15 protein-coding genes and 3 pseudogenes are annotated in these 17,835 nt (G+C 67.2%); 5 read left to right on the top strand and 13 right to left on the bottom strand.

What is annotated here, in order from left to right; genetic code table 11:
• Positions 1-20 precede the first annotated feature (20 nt).
• The 3 genes from OG883_RS40920 to OG883_RS40930 form a co-directional block, all read right to left on the bottom strand.
• On the bottom strand, positions 21-890 hold the full coding sequence (locus OG883_RS40920) for an NUDIX domain-containing protein (protein WP_266552352.1): 870 nt from the start codon (positions 888-890) through the stop codon (positions 21-23).
• Positions 883-1,380, bottom strand: coding sequence for a hypothetical protein (locus tag OG883_RS40925; protein ID WP_266552354.1), 498 nt, complete (start codon positions 1,378-1,380; stop codon positions 883-885). Before OG883_RS40925 ends, OG883_RS40920 begins: the two co-directional genes overlap by 8 nt.
• Before the next feature lie 275 nt (positions 1,381-1,655).
• Entirely contained in the window at positions 1,656-2,060 is a 405-nt protein-coding gene (locus OG883_RS40930; RefSeq protein ID WP_266552357.1) for a type II toxin-antitoxin system PemK/MazF family toxin, read from the bottom strand.
• A 166-nt stretch (positions 2,061-2,226) separates the two neighbouring features.
• Between OG883_RS40930 and OG883_RS40935 the strand changes: the two are divergent.
• Positions 2,227-3,454, top strand: a pseudogene (locus tag OG883_RS40935) (IS701 family transposase).
• A gap of 77 nt (positions 3,455-3,531) precedes the next feature.
• Here OG883_RS40935 and OG883_RS40940 read toward each other — a convergent pair.
• On the bottom strand, positions 3,532-3,861 hold the full coding sequence (locus tag OG883_RS40940; RefSeq protein ID WP_266552359.1) for a hypothetical protein: 330 nt from the start codon (positions 3,859-3,861) through the stop codon (positions 3,532-3,534).
• Between the two features lie 317 nt (positions 3,862-4,178).
• Here OG883_RS40940 and OG883_RS40945 point away from each other — a divergent pair.
• A pseudogene (locus OG883_RS40945) lies at positions 4,179-4,538 on the top strand (transposase); the annotation flags it as partial.
• A 546-nt stretch (positions 4,539-5,084) separates the two neighbouring features.
• Here the strand turns inward: OG883_RS40945 and OG883_RS40950 are convergent.
• From OG883_RS40950 to OG883_RS40970, 5 genes are all read right to left on the bottom strand, one after another.
• Positions 5,085-6,809: a carbamoyltransferase C-terminal domain-containing protein gene (locus OG883_RS40950; protein WP_266552361.1), complete on the bottom strand. Its 1,725-nt coding sequence runs from the start codon at positions 6,807-6,809 to the stop codon at positions 5,085-5,087.
• A 21-nt stretch (positions 6,810-6,830) separates the two neighbouring features.
• The gene (locus tag OG883_RS40955) at positions 6,831-7,616 is read right to left on the bottom strand and encodes a dimethylarginine dimethylaminohydrolase family protein (protein WP_266552364.1); all 786 of its coding nucleotides are present in this window, start codon (positions 7,614-7,616) and stop codon (positions 6,831-6,833) included.
• A gap of 129 nt (positions 7,617-7,745) precedes the next feature.
• Positions 7,746-8,213 (bottom strand): hypothetical protein, encoded by a 468-nt coding sequence (locus OG883_RS40960; protein ID WP_266552367.1) that lies wholly within the window; start codon positions 8,211-8,213, stop codon positions 7,746-7,748.
• A gap of 27 nt (positions 8,214-8,240) precedes the next feature.
• Positions 8,241-9,647 carry a cytochrome P450 gene (locus OG883_RS40965; protein WP_266552370.1) on the bottom strand — a complete coding sequence of 469 codons (1,407 nt, stop codon included), beginning with the start codon at positions 9,645-9,647 and terminating at the stop codon, positions 8,241-8,243.
• Positions 9,648-9,705: 58 nt separating this feature from the next.
• Complete coding sequence (locus OG883_RS40970) at positions 9,706-10,005, bottom strand: hypothetical protein (RefSeq protein WP_266552373.1); 300 nt, start codon at positions 10,003-10,005, stop codon at positions 9,706-9,708.
• Positions 10,006-10,342: 337 nt separating this feature from the next.
• Here OG883_RS40970 and OG883_RS40975 point away from each other — a divergent pair, with 337 nt between their 5' ends.
• Positions 10,343-10,558, top strand: coding sequence for a hypothetical protein (locus OG883_RS40975; protein ID WP_266552376.1), 216 nt, complete (start codon positions 10,343-10,345; stop codon positions 10,556-10,558).
• A 108-nt stretch (positions 10,559-10,666) separates the two neighbouring features.
• On the opposite strand, the gene OG883_RS40980 is transcribed toward OG883_RS40975, so the two are convergent.
• Positions 10,667-11,461 (bottom strand): class I SAM-dependent methyltransferase, encoded by a 795-nt coding sequence (locus OG883_RS40980; protein ID WP_266552379.1) that lies wholly within the window; start codon positions 11,459-11,461, stop codon positions 10,667-10,669.
• 250 nt (positions 11,462-11,711) lie between these two features.
• Positions 11,712-13,154, bottom strand: a complete 1,443-nt coding sequence (locus OG883_RS40985) for an NF041680 family putative transposase (protein ID WP_323181080.1) — start codon at positions 13,152-13,154, stop codon at positions 11,712-11,714.
• A 698-nt stretch (positions 13,155-13,852) separates the two neighbouring features.
• On the opposite strand from OG883_RS40985, the gene OG883_RS40990 reads away from it, so the two are divergent.
• The gene (locus OG883_RS40990) at positions 13,853-15,721 is read left to right on the top strand and encodes a DNA/RNA non-specific endonuclease (protein WP_266552385.1); all 1,869 of its coding nucleotides are present in this window, start codon (positions 13,853-13,855) and stop codon (positions 15,719-15,721) included.
• Positions 15,722-16,009: 288 nt separating this feature from the next.
• A complete protein-coding gene (locus OG883_RS40995; protein ID WP_266552388.1) occupies positions 16,010-16,342 on the top strand; it encodes a hypothetical protein in 333 nt (110 codons plus the stop codon).
• Between the two features lie 407 nt (positions 16,343-16,749).
• Here OG883_RS40995 and OG883_RS41000 read toward each other — a convergent pair.
• Both OG883_RS41000 and OG883_RS41005 read right to left on the bottom strand, forming a co-directional pair.
• Positions 16,750-17,186: pseudogene (locus OG883_RS41000) on the bottom strand (hypothetical protein); the annotation flags it as partial.
• Positions 17,187-17,393: 207 nt separating this feature from the next.
• The gene (locus OG883_RS41005; protein ID WP_266552391.1) at positions 17,394-17,825 is read right to left on the bottom strand and encodes a hypothetical protein; all 432 of its coding nucleotides are present in this window, start codon (positions 17,823-17,825) and stop codon (positions 17,394-17,396) included.
• Positions 17,826-17,835 lie beyond the last annotated feature (10 nt).

A 17,835-nucleotide genomic window follows, 5' to 3' on the forward strand; every position in this document is an offset into this window, starting at 1 on the left:
TCCAAAGGGGAGGGCCGGGGTTAGGTGTGATCGGTGACGAGGTCCTGCGGGCCGCTGCCGGTGCGGGCCCGTTCGATGGCCTCCAGGCGGGCGAACGCTCCCTCGGCCAGCAGAGGTCGCCACTCGTCGAGGCCGTGGATCGCCCACATGTCGTGCTCTGCCGGGTCGACGCGAATCTGCCGCAGCTGTTCAGGGCTGAGGCTGCCGCCGTCGAAGATGAAGCCGATCTTGCCCATGGGCCAGCGGGGCCCGGGGTGCAGGTAGTGCGTGAGCAGCAGACGGGGTTGGCCCTGGCCGAGCTCGAGCCCGGTTTCCTCGGCCGTTTCGCGGCGCGCGGTCTGCAGGGGATCCTCGCCGGCGTCACTGTTCCCGCCTGGAAACTGCCAGGGTCGACCGCCGTACACCGAACGCAGCATGACGGGCCGATCGCGGTCGTCGCGTACGTAGAAGCAGCTGTACACCGTGTGGTGCGGAAAGGTCTGTACGTATGCCTCGGGGGACACGGGCATCGGCTGCCCCGCGAGTGCCGGCCGATGGTCGAACTCGATCGCGAGCGGTCCCAGGGCCTCCTTCTCTGGTGGGTAGATGCGGCGCAGGTTGGCGAGCTGCTCGGCCTCTGTGGCGTCAGGGTCGATGCGGGAGGTGTCCTCCGCGGCGAGCAGCTCGGCGAACGAGGCGTGCGGCGTGATCCGCGCGACCCTTACGTCGAGTTCGCGGCCGGAGTCCTCGCCGTGGAATACGAGCACGTCGCCGACCGCGACGTCCGTCATCCGGGGTGTGCGCACCCGGACTTCGATGGTCTTGCGGCCGGATTCCACCTGGGCGTAGTAGCGCTCGTACAGGCCCAGCCCGTGCTGTGGCTCGACCTGGTCGGGTGCCGGTTCAGTCATGGGCGCTCACCTTTTCTGGCTGCGCGGCCGGGGCGTCGGCGGTGTCGGAGCGCCACGTCCACACGAGCCGGTTGTGGGTCTTGTCCAGCACGTGGCCTGTGGGTAGTTCGGTGTCAGGGGTTCCGGCGGGATGAACCTCCAACTGGGGGTAGCCGTGGGCTCGTTCGTGGACGTCCCAGCGACGCACGGCGAAGGTGAGCTGTTCGGCCAGAGCAGGCCCGGATGGCCCGAAGCCGTGAGCCAGAAACTCCGAGCGGCGCTGTTCGGCCGTGGGGCCGTCCTGGACCAGGACGTGGGTCAGGTAGGCGAGGGAGCCGGCCGCTGTGATCGCGGCGGCGTCCGAGCCCTTGGGCAGCGCGGTGATGCCACTGCTCTGATCACGGTTGCGGGCGAGGCGGCAGAAGCCGGGCAGCGTGGTGGCGAGGAAGAGCTGCAGGACTGGGCCCGCGACCACGACCAGCCGCAGCCGGGGCACCCCGTCCCTGCCCATATAGTCAGCGTACGCAGCTGAACCAGCCGCAGGGAGCCCCCACCGGGCAGGGCGATTGCAAAGTCCGCCGCCGGACCGGGCCACGCCGACCAGAACAAGAGTCCGAGCGAGGCATCTCCGCGGGCTATGGCTCTACGCGAGGACCAACAAGCCCTGACGCCCCGTTAGTACTCCAGCCGTAGATCGTGATCTCGATGGTGAGGGGCGCCGAGGCCAGCGTGGATCATCTCGCCCGAGATCGCCCACGCCGTCACGGGCGTCGGCTCCTTCTTCGTCTACCCGAGTTCACCGAGACGGAGGGCGTCCCGTATCTCGCTGAGCTTCGCGGTCGTTGCCGGGGTACGCTCGTGCGCTTGTTCAGCGAGTCGGAGGGCGTCGTCAATCTCGCTGAGCTTCAGGGAGGACAGGACGGCCTCCCGCTCTATCAGGTCGTCCCGGGACACAGTGGTCAGCCACGTGCACGGGGTGAAGCCTGGACGCGGGAACGCGAGCCGCAGCACGCCTTCGAACGGCAGCCCTTCACCGGCGCCCACCATCACTTCGATGCCCAGACCGCTGATGTCGACGCCCGCCGGAGCAACGACCTGCATCACCCGGATCCCGGACGTGTCCTCTCCCGACAGCAGTACGACCAACCTCCGCTCGTCGAACTGAACCCACCAGACTTCGCCACGTTGCACAAGTCCTCCAAATACAGGACGGCAGGCAGACGCTGCGCGACCCTGACGCGCTGTGGAGACGGGCGCGGCCACCGTTGATCATCGGTGTGTGAAGACAAACGATCATGCGTTGGCCGCAGCTCACAGCGTAGACCCTGCCCGCTGGCAGGAAGCGTTCGAGGGCCTGATGAGCCGGATAGCGGGACGGTTCACGCGGGTGGAGTCCCGGCGCCGGGCCCGGAAGTTGGTACTCGGCCTGCTGTCCGACCTGCCGCGCAAGAACTGCTGGACCATCGCCGAGTGGGCCGGGGACAAAACCCCTGACGGCATGCAGCACCTGCTCGGGCGGGCCAAGTGGGACGCCGACCAGGTCCGCGACGACGTGCGCGCCTACGTGGTCGAGCATTTGCACGACGACGAGGCAGTCCTGGTTGTCGACGAGACCGGCGACGTGAAGAAGGGCACCGACACTGCCGGTGCTCAGCGGCAGTACACCGGCACCGCGGGCAGGATCGAGAACGCCCAGGTCGCCGTCTATCTGGTCTACGCCGGCCGCGGCGGGCACGCCGCAGCGGACCGGGAACTGTACGTTCCGCGTTCCTGGACCTCCGACCCCGACCGCTGCCGGGCAGCCGGCCTTGGCGACAAGACGGAGTTCGCGACCAAGCCGGAGCTGGCCGCTCGCATGGTCACCCGATTCCTCGACGCCGGCCACCGGGCCGCCTGGGTCGCGGGAGACGAGGTCTACGGCGGCAACCCGAGGCTGCGCACCGCGCTGGAGGAACGCGGCACCGGCTACGTCCTCGCGGTGGCCTGCTCGCACGAAGTCACCACAGGCGCCGGGAAGTTCCGCGCCGACATGCTGGCCAGGAAGGTGCCCAAGAGAGCCTGGCAGAAGCTATCCGCAGGGGCCGGAGCCAAAGGCCACCGCTTCTACGACTGGGCCGTCATCGACCTCACCGCCCGCCAGCCGGCAGTTGCTAATCCGCCGCAACCGCAGCACCGGCGAACTCGCATATTACCGCTGCTACTGGCCGGCCGCAGTGCCGCTGACCACCCTGGTGCGCGTCGCTGGATCAAGGTGGCGGGTCGAGGAGTTTTTCCAGTCCGGCAAAGGCTTGGCGGCCTTGGACGAGCACCAGGTCCGCCGCTACCCGTCTTGGTCCCGCTGGGTCACCCTGGCCATGCTGGCGCACGCCTTCCTCGCAGTCGTCCGCGCGAACGAACACGACCGTCATCCCTCACCCGACGAGCTGATACCGCTCACCTGCAACGAGATCCAACGACTGTTCATCACGCTTGTCATCCAACGCGCCTTTGACCCTGTCCACCGGCTTCGCTGGTCCGTCTGGCGACGCCGCCACCAGGCTCGATCCCAGACCAGCCACTACCGGCGACAAGCCGCTCAAGCATGAAGATCACGATCTACGGCTGGAGTATTAGGCGTGTGCGACGGGGCTGGGAGCCGAACTCGCAATGACCAGCACAGATGTCAGGCGTCAAAATCCTGCCCGTTCTCATCAGTAACCGAGATTCCCTGCCAAAAATTGACCCTCACGCCTTGGTGGGTCGAGCTTCGAACTCCAATCGGCGGCCCAATTTCTTCGCTAGCGGGGCCTGCTGCGTACTTTGCAATGGGACTGCCGGACTCGTTCACGACTGTGAGAGAAGCCGGAATAATGCTCCCGCCGCTGACGACCAGCACGGGCACCCCGTCCACGTATCGCAGGCTCAGCGTGCCCACGTCTTCTGGGTTGACCTCGGTTGCGGGGATCTCGCCCAAGGGAACGGTCTCGGCTGTTCTGGCTTGTTCGTCAGACATAGGTGTCCCCTCACTGGTCCGGCACGCTGCCGACCCGCGTAGATCGTCCCATGACGGCACGTCACCACGGCATTACCCCACCTCTAGGAGATAGGGCGATTGTAAAGTCTGATGATCTTGGGTCGGTGCTGGTCAGCTGAGTCCGAGGAGGGCCAGTGGCCGCTCGAAAGGGCGGAGGGACATCGTGCGGAGTTCGGCGGCGATGTTGGTGTGGCCGGCGGCACGGAGCTGGTTGATCGCGAAGCTGCGGCCTCGCCGCGGCGATCGGCTGAACAGCCCGGCCACCGGCCCCCTCAGGCCGATGCCCGGGCCGACAACGGCTCCTGGACCAGGTCGCCGCCGAACACCCCGGCATCCGCAAGGTGTGGGTCGACGGCGGCTACCGCCAGCACCTCGTCGAGCACGCAGCCACCCTCGGCATCGACATGGAAATCACCGCCCGCACCCCTGGGACCAGAGGATTCACCCCGATCCCGAAGCGCTGGGCGGTCGAGCGGACCTACGGCTGGCTGATGCTCCACCGACGTCTCGCCCGTGACTACGAGACCCTGCCCGCCCGCTCCGAAGCCATGATTCACCTCGCCATGACCGACCTCATGGCCCGCCGCCTCGCCAGCGAGAACACCATCTCCTGGCGCGACCCGACACCACAGACCAAACAGCAGATTCCCGGATAAAACACCGGGATATAACGACCTTTGAGCAGAATTGGCGCTCCCGCGGGCAGTGGCCGTTGGCGCCAAGGGAGGGCTGGTGGGCCAGATGCGCAGATTCGACGCAGTGGGCAACCATGACGCAACAGTCCGCTTGTCCAACGACGTCGTCCAGGACACGCACCACGCGACACATGTTCACGGCCGTCTTCCCGCGCCTCTATGCGACTCCGGCGCTGTTGGGACACAGAGCGCGACCCTCTGTGAGATTTGCGCCCGGGGGGGAGAATGTTGGACCCGTCCGACCGCGATACAACCCGGATCAGCTTGTACTCCTGTGCCCGCGGTGTGCACGGTGGGCCGGGAACGCAGAGCCCGAGCGCTGACGCAACGACACCTGCCCGGAACCCCGCCGCGGCGTCGCTCCCACAACCTGACAACGGCTCCCAGAAGGCTGCGGTTGCCGCTGCGGGCAGGGGCAAGCGTGGCGGCAACCCCGTGTGCTCTGCCACCGCCGGCGAGGACCAGGAGGAGACGAACCTGCGGCAGTGCGGCGGTGGGAGCCGTCGGTCAGCGAGATGACATCGCTGCTGAGTGTCCGGGGCCGGTGGGTGGTGGTTCGACGAGGAAGTCTCCGATGGCGAGGTAGTCGATGTTGGCGCGGTGCAAGGTGGTAATGGCGTCGGCGGGGGTGCAGACGATGGGTTCGCGGTCGTTGAAAGAGGTGTTGAGCACAAGGGGGATTCCGGTGATGCGGTGGAAGTGGGAGATGAGCTGGTGGAAGCGGGGGTTGAGGTCTGCGTGGACGGTCTGGATGCGACTGGTGCCGTCGATGTGGACGACAGCGGCGATCTTCTCCGGTTGTAGGGCCCGGTAGCCGACCAGCATGAAGTCGGATGCGCGGCTCGGGGTGGGGATGTCGAACCATTGGCGGGCGTGTTCGGCCAGGACGCTGGGGGCGAAGGGACGGAAGTCCTCGCGGTTTTTCACGACGCGGTTGAGCCGCTCGCGCATCGCGGGATGTCGGGGGTCGGCGAGCAGGCTTCGGTTGCCGAGGGCGCGCGGGCCGAATTCCATGCGGCCCTGGAACCAGCCGACGATCTTCTGGTCAGCGAGCAGGCGGGCTACTTCCCCGGCCATGTCGTCGACCCGTTTGTAGACGGCTCCGTGTTCCTGGAGCGCGGCTTCAATGGCGGCTTCCGTGAAGTGGGGACCGTAGTGGGCGTGGCGCATCTCGTCGCGTTCTGGCCCGCCGAGGACGTGGTGCCAGATCAGCAGGGCGGCACCGAGGGCGGTGCCGGCGTCGTGAGCGGCGGGCTGGATGTAGAGGTTGTCGAACCATCCGGTGGCGGCGATGCGCCCGTTGGCCACGCAGTTGAGGGCGACGCCGCCGGCCATGCACAGGTTCCGGGTGCCCAGGCTGCGGGCGGCGTGGCGTGCGAGGTGCAGCATCACGTCGTCGGTTGCCGCTTGCAGGGCGGCGGTGATGTCGGCGTAGTCGCTGCTCATCCCGCCGCGTGGCGGGCGTGGGCCCAGGCCGAACAGGTCGGTGAGCCCGGAGTAGTCGTCCATACGGAAGCGCAGCACGTCGTTGTCCAGGGAGAACTGGCCGTCGGGCAGGAGTTTGAGGATGTGCCGGTAGTGGTCCCGATAGGGTGCGGGGTCGCCGTAGGCGGCCAGTCCCATGACCTTGCAGGCGTCGTACTCGCTGAAGCCGAGATACTTGGCGATCTTCTCCCAGAGGAACCCGATCGACGCCGGGTAGGAGATCTCCATGCTCGGGGACAGCCGGGTGCTCTCTCCGAGGGCGACCATCGTGGAGGCGGTTTCCCCGATGCCATCGACCGCGAGTACGGCCGCGCGGTCGAAGGGGGCGGGGTAGTAGGCGGAGGCGGCATGGCACAGGTGATGGCTGAGCCAGTGGAACCGCCCTTGGAAGCCCATTTCACGCAGACGTGCGGGGACGGTCTGGAGATGGTCGTAGAAGGTGGTCTCGCCGCCTGGGCCGCCCCAATCGCCGGCGGCGACAAGATCGGTGAAGACGCTGTTGCGCAACCGTTTGGCGGGGAGGATCGAGGATCCGATGTGGTCCACGTCGGCGAGCGTGATGCCTGCCTCCTCCAGGCAGTAGTCGATGGCGTTGACGGGGAGTTCGTGGGGGTTGTCGACGCGTGCGGCTTTGCCGTGCTTGACGCGAGTGAACCGTTCTTCTTCGGCCGCGGCCAGGATGCGGCCATCGTGCACCAGGCACGCGGCGGTCTCGTGGTAGGCGTGGTTGACGCCGAGTGCATACATCCGAGTCTTCCCGTCAGGTCGTCAGCCGATGGCCAGGATCAGGCAGCGGACGCTGCCGCCCGACTTCTTGAACTCGCTCATATCGGTTCTGACAACCTGATAGCCCCACCGGTCCAGCTCGTGCTCCAGCTCGGGGGTGCAGTTGTCCATCAGGACATGCCGGCCCAGGGGGATGTTGTTGCACACGAAGTACGAGGTGGCGTCCTGCTCACTGCACTCGATACGCCGCTCGAAGGTGTCGCGCAGGAAGGCGAGGCTCTCGTCAGTGAACGCCCCGGGGTAGTAGAGCAGCGTGTCCTCGTCGATGTAGGAGATGGCGAGCCCGAGGTGGTACATCCCCACGTCCTTAAGCTCAAGCTCGCCACGCAGGACGAGGTCGGGGAAGACCTCCCGGACGTAGCGGATCGCCTCGGCCGAGGAGCGCTGGCCGTGCCCGAACAGGATGTCGCTGCCGTAATAGACAATGTCACCCAGACCCTCGAAGTAGACTGAGTCCGGGACCGTGAACACCGGGATCTCGTGCCGCCTCATCCAGCGGATGTAGTGCTCCACCTCGCCCTGGCGCTCCGCGTGCCGAAAGTTCGTTACCAGGAACTTCCCGCCGTGCAGCATGCCGGCGTCACCGATGAACGTCATGTCCGGCCATCCCGGCACTGCGTCCATCACCTCGATCTCGATGCCCAGCTGCTTCAGGGTCGCGTAGACGTGATCCCATTGTTTGCGGGCTGCGACCTTGTCCACCTTGTTGTCGACGTTCATGTACGGGTTGATGGAGTACTCGATGTCGAAGTAGGTCGGCGGGCACATTAGAACCTTTTTGATCACCGTGGCTCATTCTCCCTGCACGTCCATTCGGAACCGGCTACGGCGAAGACAGGCAGCGGTGACGGGGCAGGCCGTAAGCAACCACGAGCACCCTCCCGCCGTACCCAGCCGTCACACCGCACGGGCGGCAACGCGGCCCGCCACAGCGCCTTTCTGGTGTAACCGCAAGACAGCGACTTCGTAATTAAGTTGCAGGTAAATGGCAGACAATGGACCAACCTGGCCAGATCCGTCACAGCACTGCCCAGCTCCACCAGGGAGATCGTCGCCTTGGGCTTCTCCGGAAGCATCCAGACCGTCCGCCGCTACCTCCGCCCGTTCAAGGCCACCACCGCCGCGCCACCCGTGCACCGCCCGGCTCCACGGCCCCGCCGTATCGTCCGCTGGATCACGACCGACCCCGGAAACCTGACAGCCGATGATGCCGCCGACCTCAAGGAGGTTCGGACCTGCTGCCCCGAACTCGACGCCGTCACCCACCACGTCCGCGACTTCGCCACCATGATGCGCAACCTGCGGAGCGACCAACTGCCCGACTGGATGGAGCGCGTCCTCGCCGACGACCTGCCCGACCTGCACACGCTCTATGGCATACCGCCGCAGCCGTCACCTATCTCGCCGGCGAGATCCTGTGCGGTTGGGGAAGTTGTTGCTGTCGGTGCCGCGTGGCAGGCGCCGCACTGCTCGGGCTGCCAGGGAAAAGTAGATCAACTGTGCCGCGCCGAAGGCAAGGCGCTCCGTGTGGTCGCGTGTCCACACGAGCATCTTCTTGAACCCAATCCCGGGAGTTCCGGCCGAGCCGAGGGGCACCAGGCAGCAGAGGCCGCCTCCCTCCAGCGCCCGGGTGTGGCGGATGGGTGCGTGTACTGCGAAAGAGCTCAGCAGTTCTTGCACGATCACAGCTCCTGCTGTCCGAGAGAACCGCTCGGCAGGACACTTCCGTTGCCCCTTGCCGAAGACCACGAATCCGCTGTCGGCGCGGCTGTGGTGTTCCCATCTCTCCGGGATGAACGCGTCTGGTTCCGTGTGGCCCATTCGCTGGTGCTGGCTGATGTCCACCAGGAGCTGAGTCCCGCGCGGGATCGTCACCGTCGGGCTCAAGGGGACGTCGTTTATCACGAGTCGCTGGATCGTGGCGTGCTGGGGGTAGAGCCGCAGTGTTTCCGAGAGGACGTGGTCGAGGTAGCGGGCGTCGCGCTCGATGACCCGCTCGACGACGTGTGGATGCCGGGATGCCGCGAGCACGGTATGGCAGGCGAATTCGGAGAGCTGGTTAACGCCCTTGCTGAAGAACACACCCTGCAGGTGTTTCGCCCTGGAGTTCGTGTCGAGCGGGCTCTCGTGGCCGAAGATGCCGGGGCACCCGCCGTACTCGGTCACCTTGGCCTGCAAAAGGCCGAGGAGCTCCAGCTTGGTGGAGACGTTTTTTGAGTGCCGAATTCCCTTGAAGTTCTTCGTGGTATCGCTGGCAGAACGACCGATCAGCACGATTTGTTCCTGCGATGGCGCAGCCCTGAAAACCAGTTCGAACATGAGGCGGGAGGCGATAGGGACGGTGAGGTCCGTGAGCCGCAGCACGCGGCTTGTGGTGCCGGCGCGCCGGACGTCCTCCAGGACCTGGTGGGTGCACCTCCGGGCCATGGCGACGATCTCCTCGCGCGGAACGGAGAGGGTGCGGAGCGTCGCCTTGGCCAGCTCCGCGTAGTGGGGATGGTCGGTGTCGATGCACTCCTGGTGTTCGTTCGCTGGCCTGTTGTAGTAGAGGAAGGTTCGCCGCGCGTGGGTATGTCCGCGTTGGCTTGCGGACTTGTGAGCGAAGAGCTTTTCCAGGAGATGCCCATGGATGTCCCGATTGGGGATCCGGATCGTCGGGGCGTCAGCCGGGTCGTCGCCTTTGGCGAGCAAGCGGAGCCTGTAGGCGTCTCCAAGGCGTGGATTCGCGGCAAATGCGAGCAGCACGGTGGCGGCAGCGGCTGGCGGGATCGCCATCAGCAAGATCAGGGGAACGCTCATGTGGGCTCCGTAAATGAGACTCGGATCTTGTGCGTGTCCGTTAGCTGGTTGGAGGCCGTCACCGGAGAGCTGTGCCGAAGGCACGCGCGGTGCAGGAAGCCACGGCGGGTGTGCGGGCTGCGGAGACCTTGGCTGGCAGCCCACGGGCGTGCTGCTTCTCGTCGTTTTCGAGTTCTTCTTCAGGCAGGAGCAGCAGCTTCGTGCCCGGGTTGATGTTGCCGGGGTCAGTGATGTCGTTCGCCTGGGCGGTCGCTGGCCACAGGCCAGCATCTCCGTACGCCCGCCAGGCAAGGGCTCGTAGGTTGTCGCCCTCCACACACCTGTGGTGGCTCGCGCCGCTGCCGGAGCCTGCCATCATTTCAGCCTCCTCATGCCCGTTGACCACGCCAGGGGCGGCCTCTTCTTCAGATATGTGCCCACGTGGAGAGCCTCCCTCACGTGCACCATTTGGGTGAGCCCTTTTCTTCCGGGTCGTGGAGGAGTCGGCGGGCGAGCTCTGTGTACTTCACGGCGGTGGCCGGGGAGAAGTCGAAGAGCACGGTCAGGGTGAGCTCAGCGATGCCTCGGTGGCGAGGTCCTCGCCCAATACTCGGTCGGCGCGGATGCGGTCGAGGCTGACCCCGTGTATGGCGAGCTAGCGCTTGCGAAGTAAGTGCTAGGTCCGGCACGTGACGCGGTTGGGGAGCCCCACTGCCATGTGCGGGCGGTCCCTCGCCCCGGCCGCCGCCCCCAGTCGGCCGTTGCCTGGCTGCTCGGCGGCCCGGGATGGAGGGGAACAGCTGAACGGCGCCGAGCTCGTCGACCGCGAACCGTACCCGCGCTGCGGCGCCCCGCCCGGCTCCGCCTGCCGGGCCGACTCCGGCGTCGTCGCCGTCGACTACCACACCGGCCGCTACTGGGCGTCCCGATAGTACTCGCGGAAAAACAACGGGATAGTCCCTGACCTGTGGGTATTCATGTGTCCGCCGCGGGGCTGTGGTACCGGTGCCGTGACGGGAGTCGTGGAGGGCAGCGCGTCTTCAGGGGCGTCGGCACAGGAAGAAGGCCCAGCCCACGTCCCCGGCGTCGATGGCGCGGATGACGCCCTGGTAGATCGCGGCCGTCTCCGGAGAGTGGCCGCGGACGTGGTCGGTCGCCCGCTCGTAGCTGGTGCGCATGTGCGCGGTGAGGTCCATGGTCCGCTCGATGGTGAAGCCGGCGGCGCGTAGGTGGGCGACGTAGGCGCGGCGGTCGGGTTGGGGCCGCATGCCGGCGACCCGGTCGTAGTAGAAGCGACGGCCGAGGTCGCTGACCTCCCCGGCGGGGGTAATGATGTCGTCGAGCACGAGCAGCCCGCCGGGGCGCAGCGCCCGGCGGATCTGGTCCAGCGCAGCGGCACGGTCCTCGACGTGGCAGAGCATGGCCTGGCACCACACGTGCGTGAAGGCACCGTGCTGGAACGGCAGCCGCATCGCATCGGCTCGCACGAACCGCACGTGGCTCCCGGTGCGTGGTCGGCTGTCGAGGTGAAGGTGGAGGTCGGCGCCCACGACCGCGCAGCCGGTGGTGCGGGCCAGCCACGCGGCCGTGGCCCCCGTGCCGCACCCCAGATCAAGTACCGTCGAGTCCTGCGTAATCCCGGCCAGACGGCACGCCAGCGCGTCCCACGCGTCAATCGCCCGCCCCAGCCCGTCTGGGCCCGGCCCGGATGCCCCGTCGAAGTACCCCCAGTGCATTCGCCCCCGGTCATCCCAGGTCGCGGCATACGCGTCGGCGGCCCGGCGGTAGTACGCCACCGAACGCCCCGCCGCACCAGTCTCGTCCTGCCCCCCCACGGGTACCCCCGTCCCACATCAACGTCTGCTCCGTGCAGATCCTGCCACCACCCGGGCCCGGACAAACGCCGTGCGGAACCGACGATGGGCTGTTGGCCTCGAACGTGACTGGCGGGGTACGTGGTCACCGGGCGGGCTCTGTCTTCTCGGCTGCTCCATCGAGCCGAAACGCACAGCAGGAGGATCGAACCTCATAACTCCGTGACCTGCGGAAAGGAGATGTGACACAGCTTCTCAGCTTGTTCTTTATCTACCAAGATCTTCCGGGCTTGCCGATGGCCTTGAGGGTCTCGGCGCGTTTGACGGTCTTGCCGACGTCGTAGCGGGGTGCCCGGTGTTTGTTCTTGGCGCCGGGTGGCCGTCCGGGGCCGGCGCCTCGGGGTTTGGGAACACGGGTTGGGCAGGCGAGGTGAGCGCGGATGTTCCTGAACCCCCGGCGGACCCGGGCCGGGGTGAGCCGGTCGGAGGTGGCGGGTTTCTCCCAGGGCCGGCGGAGGTCCGCGGCGAGCGGCCGGGCGAGCCGGAGCTGGGTGTGAGCGACGATCAGGATCCAGGTCCAGCGGTCCGCCGCCTCGGGAGTACGGAGTTTCGGAGTGGTCCAGCCCAGGGTCTGCTTCGCGAAGCGGAAGGTGTGCTCCAGATCGAAGCGACGGAGAAATGCCTGCCAGAAGCGGTCCACGTCGTCCGGGGTTGCGCCGGTCTTAGAGGACCATAACCACACCGGCGGGGCATCCCGGTCCTTCGACAGATGCTCGACCTTCAACCGCATCAACGTCCCCTCGACCAACGGCAGTTCACCATCGTGGTCGAGCCAGGAGGAGCGGTGGGTGAGCCTTGGGTGGACCCGGTCCCACGCCTGGGTCTCGGCCTTGCCGTAGTTGGTCGTGTCCGTGACCGTGGTGATCGCGGGCTCGGGCCAGGTTTCCGGCTTGGTGAAGCGGAATTCCGGACCGTGCTTGGGCGGCCGGCCGTTGACGCCGTGCATCCTCGGCGGCTTCGGCAGACGCATCACGCGGTCGGAGCGGACCCGGCCGACCAGCTCGACCGGCAGGTCGCGCAGGACCCAGGCCAGGCGGGTGACGTCGTAGCCCGCGTCGCTGACGACCACGATATGCGGGTCCCCGGTCTGCCACTGGCCTGCGGCGATGAGCCGCTCGACGACACCCCTCAACTGGGCGGCGGTGATCGCGGTCGCGTCGTCCGCAGGGCCGAGCCGCACCGCGTCCAGGATCGCGGTCCAGGACGTGGCACCCGGCTCCAGCACGGCCACGAAGGAGTAGGGCCAGCCCGGAATGAACTGCGACGCCGTCTTCGCCCGGCCGTAGACGTGGCAGAACAGCCGCTCCGCCGAACACGGCGCGTCCGAACGAAGCCACGGCGACACATCGACCGCCAGCACCAGGCGCCCGCCGTCGAAACGCGGCAGCGACAGCCCGGCCAGCAACGCCCGCAGCCGACCGACGTCGAGCCGGCCGTGGTTCAAGCCGCCGTACATCGCTCCGTGCCCACGACGATGCTCGGGCAACAGCGTCAAGTCCACCGGGGACTTCACCGCACCGTCCGCACACAGCACCGCGTCCGCCAACTCGAACAACTCGTCGCGCCGAGCGGTCAGACACTCGTAGAACTCTCCCCGGAAGCGTGACGCTTCCGCGAACGCTTCCCTCCGGACAGCATCAGGCAGCAGACTCACCCTCACGGCCTTCGTCGTGGTCACGTGCACCTTGGTCGGAGCACATGATCAGGCGAAGGCCGCCCCCGCGTCCGGCGAATCCCCAGGTGAGCGACTCAGTTCGAGACACCATTCGAGACCGGAAGATAAAGAACAAGCTCAGGAGGGCCCCAGTTCGGGTCGGTCGCTTCAGGGGTCCGTTCCTCCTCCGCCAGCTCATCGTCACCGTGATCATTGCCGAGTTGGCGGAGAGTGAGGCGAACTGCTCTGGCTGCGTCAGGCCCGGGCGACGCCCAGCGGCGTTTGCGCGCCGCACCGCGCTCCTGAACACGGCGTTGGCACCGCAGCGGCTTGCGGAGGTTTCCCCGGCGGCCCCGTCAGGGTGCCCGTATCCGATCGGTGTGGCTACGACGGCTGCTGACGCTTGGTTTGGTGAAGTCGTACGGCTTGGCGTAAGTCGCACGTTTGGGCGCAGGTTGTTGTGGCGTGTTCTTCCGGGGCTGGCCCTACACTTCGTCGGGTACGGAAAGTGGCGATTTGCTCATGTAGGGCCGTCTGCGTCTTCGTGGACTCATGGCAATTTCGCGTGCGCGCTGCACGTGGCTGGTCACGAAGCAAGCTGCTCCCTCCAGGTCCGCCGGTTCTCGGCCTTCTGCTGGGCGGCCCTGTCCCGCATCCCGAACATCTGGTGCACCTCACTTGGCAAAGGAGCCCCTTCCATGGCCACCAAGCAGAAGAAGACCGCGTCGTCCAAAGCTTCCGGCAACGGGCAGGACAAGCTGATCACATCTTTGAGGCAGTTCATCCGGACCAAGGGCGCGGGCTACCTGAAGGACCCGAACGTGACGTCCGTCGGGATCGGCTACAAGGAGAAGGACGGGAAGCGGGGCAAGGAGATCTCGCTCCAGTTCACCGTCGGCAGGAAGGTGGAGCCGGAAGGCCTCGAAGCGCTGGCGACCACGCAACTGCCCGAATCGGTCGTCGTCGACGGCGTCGAGGTGCCCACCGACGTCATCGAGCGCACATACGAGACCCAGTTCCGTGTCGTCGCCGAGGCGGAGAGCCCGGCCCGCAAGACCCGTCTCGACCCGATCGTCCCCGGCGCGAGCATCGGGCACGTCAAAGTCTCCGCCGGGACCATCGGAAGCATCGTCTTCGACAAGAACGACGGCACCCCCTACATCCTGAGCAACTGGCACGTACTGCACGGACACCTCGGCGAACTGGGCGACGACATCGTCCAGCCCGGCAAGCACGACGACAACCGCATCGCCCGCAACCACCTCGGCACCCTCAAGCGCTCCCACCTGGGCATGGCCGGCGACTGCGCCGTCGCCACCATCGACGGCCGCACCTTCACCCAGGACATCCACGAACTCGGCGTCATCCCGCAGGACCTGGGCGAGCCTGACCTGGGGGACAAGGTCGTCAAGAGCGGCCGCACCACCGGCGTCACCCACGGCGTCGTACGGCGTATCGAGACCATCGCCGCGATCGACTACGGCCCGGGCGTCGGCGAACAGGCCATCGGATGCTTCGAGATCGCCCTCGACCCCGACAACCCGCCCGAGAACGGCGAGGTCAGCATGGGCGGCGACTCGGGCTCGGTATGGATGTTCAAAACATCCAACGGCCGCCCCGGCAAAGTCATGGCCGGCCTGCACTTCGGCGGCGAGAGCGGAGACAACCCGGACGAGCACGCCCTCGCCTGCCTGCCGCGCTCCGTGTTCGAGAAACTCGACATCAGTCTCCAGCCGCCCACCCTCGACCAGGCCGAAGTCATCGCCGGCTACGCCCCCGACTTCCTGGGCAAGCGCATCGACCTCCCCAAGCTGAACGCTGCCATCAAGAGCGACGCCGTCCAGCTCGACGGATCCGAGGTCATCCCCTACACCCACTTCTCCCTCGCACTCAGCGAGTCACGCGGCTTCGCCTTCTACGTCGCCTGGAACATCGACGGCGCCTCGCTCAAGAAGCTCAGCCGCAACGGCATCAAGTTCGTCAAGGACAACCGCATCCCCGATGACGTCCAGGTCGGCAATGAACTGTACGAGGACAACCCGCTCGACCGCGGACACCTCGCACGACGCGCCGACCTGCTGTGGGGCAGCCCCGCCGAGGCCAAGAAGGCCAACATCGACTCCTTCATCTACACCAACATCACCCCGCAGATGCAAGACTTCAACCAGAGCAGCAAGGGCGGGCTGTGGGGACAGCTCGAGGACGCCGTCTTCGCCGACGTCGAGGTCGACGACCTGAAAGTGAGCGTCTTCGGCGGACCGGTCTTCCAGGAAGACGACCGCCTCTACCGCGGCATCCAGATCCCCCGTGAGTACTCGAAGGTCATCGCCTTCCTGGAGAACGGCGAGCTCAAGGCCAGAGCCTTCCTGCTGACCCAGAACCTCAACCAGCTCGAAGCCCTCGAACTCGACGAGTTCCGCGTCTTCCAGATCAGCCTCAGCGAAGTCGAAGAACGCGGACGCTTCCGCTTCCCCACCGCACTGCGCAACGCCGACACCCTCATCGTCCCCGAGGCACTGGTGGACCGCGGCCCGCTTGAAAACCTCGCCGACATCCAGTGGCACTAACTCCGCCGGTCACTGCCCGGTGTGTGCCCAGACGCTGCCCGGAGCCGGCGGGGGCCGCCAGTTCTGCTCACGCTGGTGCAGCGTCCGTTCGCAGACGCCGCGCAGGAAGAGCTCGCTGCTCACAGCTTCCGCGCCGTCGGTGCAGGGCCTGCGTGAGCAGAACTGGCGGCCCCCGCAGCCGTCTGGCCTGCCCCCGCACGGCAGGACGCCGCACACCTGCCGGTGAGCGGGGGCGTCCTACTGTGTGAGGGGCACCGCCCTTCATCGACCAGCAGGGAGCACCCGGTTGTGAACGTCGAGATCCCTTCGCAGATACGCGAGACCGCCATCCAGCTCGGGGCCGGCGTCCCCTACGCCCTGAAGGTCCTGGCCGGCCAGCTGGCCGACGATCCGGACATGGGCCGGCCTTCGGGTCTGCCCGGCGTCCTCACCGTGACGGTCGACGGCGACCTGTTCGAGGACTGCCCCGCCCTGTCCATCGGCTACATCCGCGAGCCTGACCGGATCGAGATTCGGTACGTATCCCTGGCTCAGCCCGCCACCCCGGCAGAGGACGCCCAGGCTCAGGCCCCGGGCCAGGGGCACAATGCCGGGCGCGGCGAGCTCGCCCGCGGCAGGTAGCCGACGCCCGGCAGCGCATCGCCGCCTGGCTGGCCGCCAACGCCCCCGCCTCGCACGCGGCGCTCCATGCCGGAGCGAGCGAGGATGCCATCACTGCCCTCGAACATGACCTCGGTCTCCGTGTGCCCGCCGAGCTGCGCGTCCTGTGGCGGCTTACTGCCGGGGACAACGGCGTGGACGGGACCGGGTGCCTGCCGGGCAACAAGGCCCTCATGCCGCTGGATGCGGTGCCGGTGTTCTACCGGGAGCAGCTGGAGCACCAGGCCGACCAGGACACCCTCAACGCCCGCCGCGCTGAAGGCGACCGGGTCACCGTGTGGAAGGCGTTCTGTATACCGGTGATCTCCTTGGGCCCTGCCGATCGCACCTCGGGCCTGTATCTGGACACCGAGTCCGGCTTCCTGGGCCACCCCCGGCCGTACCTGGAGCGCCCACCGCCGCTCCACCAGGCGTTTTGCCTTCGACCGCAGCCCCTCGACCTTCGCCGGAACCGCCTCCAGGCCCAGGGCCGCGGCCAGCTGCTGGCACCGCATACCCTCCCGGGCCGCATCCGACTCCAGCACGGACATGATCCGCTGGTAGTCCGGAGGCAGGACCGTCGTTGTCATGCCTTCGGTCCGGCTGGGCACCACCGACCCCGCCACCGCACTCACCACCGGCTCCGCGACCGCGACAGACCGGCCAGCACCTCGGCCACCGTCACACGGGCATCCGCCAGACGCTGAAGTGCCCGTTCCGCCTCGCCGAGGGCGGCCTGCACCTGCTCGGCCTCCTCCCTCAGCCGTGTCACCTCTTCCCGGACCTTCTTCTCCCGGGCCTCCAGCAGACCGAGCACCGACGGCACCAGCCACCTCCACAATCGAGACGAACGGACGAACCACGCCCATCTCTCCCGCAGCCAGCCGGAGTCATGCCTACCCAACCCGAACCAAACGATCACGTTCGGAAAGCGGATGGGCGTCTTACACCACATGCCAGACCAACATCGCGGATCGGGCAACACGACGGCGGTCCGGCGCGCCATGGTGCCGGACCGCCGTAGGCCGTACCCCTATCCCGCGAGGAGGCTCACGGGTCTGGAGCGCTGTAGAACGCCGTCTTCGAGGTAGGCCGTCTGGCCGATGGCCAGAGCCTGGAGCCCAAGGAGAGCCCGCCGCCGCGCGCGTTCGGGAAGTTCGGCGATGACTCGGGCGGTGGGAAGAGCATGCAGGGTGGCACGCGGATCGCGGTAGGTAAGCGGCGCGACAGCCTCCTGGGTGAGGGGCGCGGTCGCCACAAGGTGAGTGATGACCTTCCGGCTCCGCATCTGCACGGAGTCCCGCAAGACTCGCCGGAGCACAGGAATGCCGTCCGGGGCGCCGACGAAGACATGTTGGGCTGCTTCTTCCGGTGTCCGCTCACAGTCCATGGCCCCGACGGGGAGCATCAGATTGCCCCGGCCGGACACGTCGGCGACAAGCAGCGCGTCGGCTCCGACGGGCACCAGTAAGGAA

The organism is Streptomyces sp. NBC_01142 (assembly GCF_026341125.1).
Taxonomy (GTDB): Bacteria; Actinomycetota; Actinomycetes; order Streptomycetales; family Streptomycetaceae; genus Streptomyces.

What these genes read in the sequence shown, in the direction of transcription:
- OG883_RS40920 (WP_266552352.1), bottom strand. Translation starts at nt 890, where the DNA reads ATGACTGAACCGGCACCCGACCAGGTCGAGCCACAGCACGGGCTGGGC.
- OG883_RS40925 (WP_266552354.1), bottom strand. Translation starts at nt 1,380, where the DNA reads ATGGGCAGGGACGGGGTGCCCCGGCTGCGGCTGGTCGTGGTCGCGGGC.
- OG883_RS40940 (WP_266552359.1), bottom strand. Translation starts at nt 3,861, where the DNA reads ATGTCTGACGAACAAGCCAGAACAGCCGAGACCGTTCCCTTGGGCGAG.
- OG883_RS40950 (WP_266552361.1), bottom strand. Translation starts at nt 6,809, where the DNA reads ATGTATGCACTCGGCGTCAACCACGCCTACCACGAGACCGCCGCGTGC.
- OG883_RS40955 (WP_266552364.1), bottom strand. Translation starts at nt 7,616, where the DNA reads ATGTGCCCGCCGACCTACTTCGACATCGAGTACTCCATCAACCCGTAC.
- OG883_RS40965 (WP_266552370.1), bottom strand. Translation starts at nt 9,647, where the DNA reads ATGAGCGTTCCCCTGATCTTGCTGATGGCGATCCCGCCAGCCGCTGCC.
- OG883_RS40970 (WP_266552373.1), bottom strand. Translation starts at nt 10,005, where the DNA reads ATGATGGCAGGCTCCGGCAGCGGCGCGAGCCACCACAGGTGTGTGGAG.
- OG883_RS40975 (WP_266552376.1), top strand. Translation starts at nt 10,343, where the DNA reads ATGTGCGGGCGGTCCCTCGCCCCGGCCGCCGCCCCCAGTCGGCCGTTG.
- OG883_RS40990 (WP_266552385.1), top strand. Translation starts at nt 13,853, where the DNA reads ATGGCCACCAAGCAGAAGAAGACCGCGTCGTCCAAAGCTTCCGGCAAC.